Below are 2,476 nucleotides of genomic sequence, written 5' to 3'. Positions count from 1 at the left end.
TTCATAAATTATGCTACCTTCTTCCGAAGCTTTCTTTCACTTGTTCATACATAAAGATTCGGAAGGATGTGAATGCCCCTAACTTTCCGAATCTTAGTGATAAGAATATCTTCATGAGAAGCTTCGGAAAGGCATCATAAGTTTTTCATAATCTTTCATAAATTATATTACACTATCCTTGAAATGAATTTTTCCATTTCTTTATTCTAAAATTAATGCTAAATGTCTTTTGGAAAATAACATTATTTTGTCAATTCTTAAATTTCAAACTTTACTTAAAAAAATCTTGCGTTAAAGATATACATATTTTTCCTGACTTCTTTAATTGAATGAAAACTTATGGGAGGTATTTTTATGAAAGTGATTGAAGGAAATCTCATTTCCAAAAATATCAAATATGCTATTTTGGTCAGCAGGTTTAATGAATTCATCAATAAGAAACTTCTGGAAGGTGCTGTCGATTGTTTGATCCGTCATGGAGCAAAAGATGAAGAGATCGAAGTGATCTGGGTTCCGGGAGCTTTTGAGCTTCCAATTGCGGCTCAAAAAACAGCTGATACGGAAAAATATAATGCTGTAATCTGTTTAGGAACTGTCATTCGGGGAGCAACTCCTCATTTCGATTATATCAGTTCGGAAGTCAGCAAGGGAATTGCTAATGTCGGATTGAAAAGCGGAAAACCTGTGATTTTCGGAGTTCTGACGACAGATTCGATCGAGCAGGCAATTGAAAGAGCAGGTACGAAAATCGGGAATAAAGGTTGGGATGCAGCTCTTTCTGCGATCGAGCTGGTTAATTTGTTTAAGAAGATTCAGTAAATCAATTTGCTAAATTGATCAGGGAAAACAAGATCGGAATTTTGTTTTACAATGTAGAATAGAACTTGTTCTGTTTGCAGTAACTCAATCATCTTGATTGAGAAAAATAGAACAAAACTTGTTCTGTTTGCAGTAACTCAATCATCTTGATTGAGAAAAATAGAACAAAACTTGTTCTGTTTGCTTAAAAATAATTACGAGAATTTATTCGGAACAATCCGTCAAAAGCCGGACTGAATGTTCCGAACTACAAAGGTCTTTAATATGGGAATCCGCAGAAAAGGTCGCGAAATTGCAGTTCAGATATTATATTCTCTTGATTTTTATGAAAAAGAATATTCTGAAATATTGGATGATATTGCCTTCGGAAAAGAAACAAAAAAGAATAAAAAGATATTTGAATTTGTAGATTCTATCTTGAAAAGTTCGATTGATAATCTTTCTGAAATCGACAAAAAGATAAGTCAACATTCAACAAACTTTCCTTTGAACAAAATTGCAGAATTAGACAGATGTATCTTGCGAGTTGCAACAAATGAGATGCTATATACTGAAACACCTCATCCAATAATAATGGATGAAGCCATTGAAATTTCCAAAAAATATTGTGCGGAAAGTTCAGGAAAATTTATTAATGGTATTTTAGATGCGATTTCGAATGAATTAAAGAAGAAAACCAGAAATGAAATTGACTGTCATTAAAGAAAATAAATTAAATTGTTGTATTGGAGTGATTGTTTATAACGAAGTTGCCAATATCGGAAAATTATTAAATGCACTCCTTGAACAGAAATTAGATAAAATCTCGATCAAGAATATTTTTGTTATTTCGAGTGCATGCACTGATGGTACCGACGAAATTGTTGAGAATTACGCGAAAAAGCATAAAAAGATCAAACTCATAACAGAACCGGAAAGAAAAGGAAAATCATCCGCGATCAATAAGTTCATTGCTGCTTCCGAATCTGATATTCTAATTATTGAGAGCGGTGATACGATTCCAGCAGCAGATACGGTTGAGAAGATGATTGTTCCCTTTTTTGATGAAACGATCGGAATGACCGGCGGACGACCGGTTCCGGAAAATGATCCTAAAACTTTTATCGGATACAGCGTAAACCTGTTATGGAATCTCCATCACAAAATGGCTCAAATTTCACCAAAATTAGGAGAGATGGTTGCATTCAGAAAAATATTTGAAAAAATTCCGGAAAAGAGTGCAGTTGATGAAGCGAGTATTGAAGCAATTATGAAAGAGAATAATCTGAAACTTAAATATATCCCGGATGCCATTGTTCATAACAAAGGACCGGAAAATATCAAAGATTTTATTAAACAGAGAAGGAGGATCGAAACCGGACATTTATGGTTAATGGAAACTGAAAATTATGAGGTCAGTTCTCAAAATTTGAAGATATTAATGAAATTAACGCTTTCTGAAATTTTGGAAAATCCTTTAAAGATTCATTTTCTATTTGGAACGATCTTATTGGAAATTTACAGCCGTCTTCTCGGTTGGTATGATTTTAAGATCAAGAAGAAAAATCCCTTTAAATGGGATATTGCGGAATCGACGAAAAAATTGAAAATTTAAGGTAAATAAATTGAATTATCATAGTAAAAAAATTGAACAAAAAAGATTTTCTATAAATAATTA

At 32.8% G+C, this 2,476-nt stretch carries 3 protein-coding genes; all 3 read left to right on the top strand.

Features of this window, described 5'->3' with window-relative positions:
• Window positions 1-354: 354 nt before the first annotated feature.
• The 3 genes from ENL20_11760 to ENL20_11750 all read left to right on the top strand — a co-directional run bounded on the left by ENL20_11760 (window position 355) and on the right by ENL20_11750 (window position 2,413).
• Complete coding sequence (locus tag ENL20_11760; protein HHE39230.1) at window positions 355-819, top strand: 6,7-dimethyl-8-ribityllumazine synthase; 465 nt, start codon at window positions 355-357, stop codon at window positions 817-819.
• Window positions 820-1,056: 237 nt separating this feature from the next.
• Complete coding sequence (nusB, locus tag ENL20_11755) at window positions 1,057-1,521, top strand: transcription antitermination factor NusB (protein ID HHE39229.1); 465 nt, start codon at window positions 1,057-1,059, stop codon at window positions 1,519-1,521.
• Window positions 1,502-2,413, top strand: a complete 912-nt coding sequence (locus tag ENL20_11750; protein HHE39228.1) for a glycosyltransferase — start codon at window positions 1,502-1,504, stop codon at window positions 2,411-2,413. Before nusB ends, ENL20_11750 begins: the two co-directional genes overlap by 20 nt.
• Window positions 2,414-2,476: the final 63 nt, after the last annotated feature.

This window comes from Candidatus Cloacimonadota bacterium, assembly GCA_011372345.1.
Lineage (GTDB): Bacteria > Cloacimonadota > Cloacimonadia > Cloacimonadales > TCS61 > DRTC01.
The sequence above is the reverse complement of the archived record's forward strand: the minus strand, read 5'-3'. Positions and strand labels throughout refer to the sequence as shown.